The sequence below is a fragment of the Legionella tunisiensis genome (assembly GCF_000308315.1).
GTDB classification, from domain to species: Bacteria; Pseudomonadota; Gammaproteobacteria; order Legionellales; family Legionellaceae; genus Tatlockia; species Tatlockia tunisiensis.
Window position 1 is genome coordinate 1 of sequence record NZ_CALJ01000319.1, and the last position, 1627, is coordinate 1627.

The window sequence follows — 1627 nt, forward strand, 5'->3', positions numbered from 1 at the left end:
ACACAATCACTCAATACAACAAGGGGATTGGCAAAAACAACCTTTTTTTGCCTATTGGCTCAATCCAATTACCGAATTAGCGGGCATGACTTTAGGCTTGCTGGGCTACGGGAAAGTAGCGCAAAAAGTAGCTACTATCGCTCATACTTTGGGAATGAAGGTAATCGCTCACAAACCAAAATCTTTTAGCGACAATCTGGTAACCTCGGTTTCTTTTACCACACTCTTAGAGCAAAGCGATGTCTTAAGTCTGCACTGCCCATTAACAGAGGCAACCAAACAAATTATCAATCGCAATACCCTTCAGCAAATGAAAAAAACAGTATCCTGATTAACACAGGGCGCGGAGGATTAATCGATGAAGCTGCTTTAGCCGCATCCTTAAAACAAAAAATATTGCAGCAGCTTACCTTGATGTACTGAGTCAAGAACCTCCTACGGCTGACAATCCTCTGATCGGTATAGAAAACTGTATTATTACTCCTCATATTGCCTGGGCCAGTGTGGCCGCAAGAAAACGCTTGCTAAATATAGTTTGTGAAAATATTATTCACTTCCTTGATCAAAAACCTATTAACGTCGTTCAGCTTTCATAGAGGGTAAAACATTATGGCGGTGGCCACTTTAAAAATAATCTTTGCTTTAGCAATTTTTATAGTCATCTTACTTGCAGGCTGGTACCCATTTAAAAAGCGAAAGCAAGGTAAAAATGAAGAGCATCACGTTGATTTTCCAATTGGTGAAACCTTGGCAACTGGCGTATTCCTCGGTGCAGGACTCTTACATATGCTACCTGAATCAAGCAGTTTATTTCACGAAATGGGCTATCATTATCCCTTTGCTTATATTATCACAGGCGCAGTGTTCCTGATTTTTTTATGGTTTGAGCATTTAGGTAAAGAATTATATCACCACCATGATGCAAGCCATCCTGCCTTCGCTATCATGGCTTGGGGCATGCTTTCCGTTCACTCTATCATGCTTGGTGCAGCACTGGGGTTGAATGAAAGCAATTCAATGATCATTATGCTGTTTCTGGCAATCATCACTCATAAATGGGCTGAGAGTTTCGCAATTGCAGTGCAACTGACTAAAAGTTCGCTAAGCAGAGTACAAAGCCTCGCATTTTTCATCAGCTTTAGTCTTATGACCCCTCTTGGTATTTTCTTTGGCTGGTATTTTGGCCATGGTGTAGAAACGAACTCTTTGTTTGATCCAATCCTCATTGCTGCCTCAGCTGGAACCTTTCTCTACCTCGGTACACTGCATGGTCTAGAGCGTTGCGTCATGGTTGAGCGTTGCTGTAATTTGCGCGATTTCAGCTTTGTCATTATTGGCTTTTTATTGATGGCTTCGGTTGCCATTTATGTCTGATTTTATCCATCAGCAACCCATTATATTAGCATCTGCTTCGCAAAGCCGGATAGAATTACTACGTGCGTTAGGCTTGCAATTTGAGGTAATTCCCGCCAATTCTGATGAAGAGGGGCTAAAAAGAACTTTTACAGGCCCCAAGCTTGAGCTAGCCGCTCTGCTTGCCAGCAGTAAAGCTATGGAAGTTAGTCAACACTATCCAGACCATTTTGTTATTGGTGCTGATCAACTTTGCTTAATCGGTGAGCAATGT

General features: G+C 41.9%; 2 protein-coding genes and 1 pseudogene. All 3 read left to right on the plus strand.

Going from position 1 to position 1627, the window contains the following annotated elements; genetic code table 11:
- Window positions 1-13 precede the first annotated feature (13 nt).
- Window positions 14-596: pseudogene (locus BN58_RS38150) on the plus strand (NAD(P)-dependent oxidoreductase).
- 13 nt (window positions 597-609) lie between these two features.
- Window positions 610-1374, plus strand: coding sequence for a ZIP family metal transporter (locus tag BN58_RS19510; RefSeq protein WP_019218270.1), 765 nt, complete (start codon window positions 610-612; stop codon window positions 1372-1374).
- On the plus strand, window positions 1367-1627 hold a 261-nt coding region (locus BN58_RS19515), incomplete at its 3' end, for a Maf family protein (protein ID WP_019218271.1). The genes BN58_RS19510 and BN58_RS19515, both read left to right, overlap by 8 nt.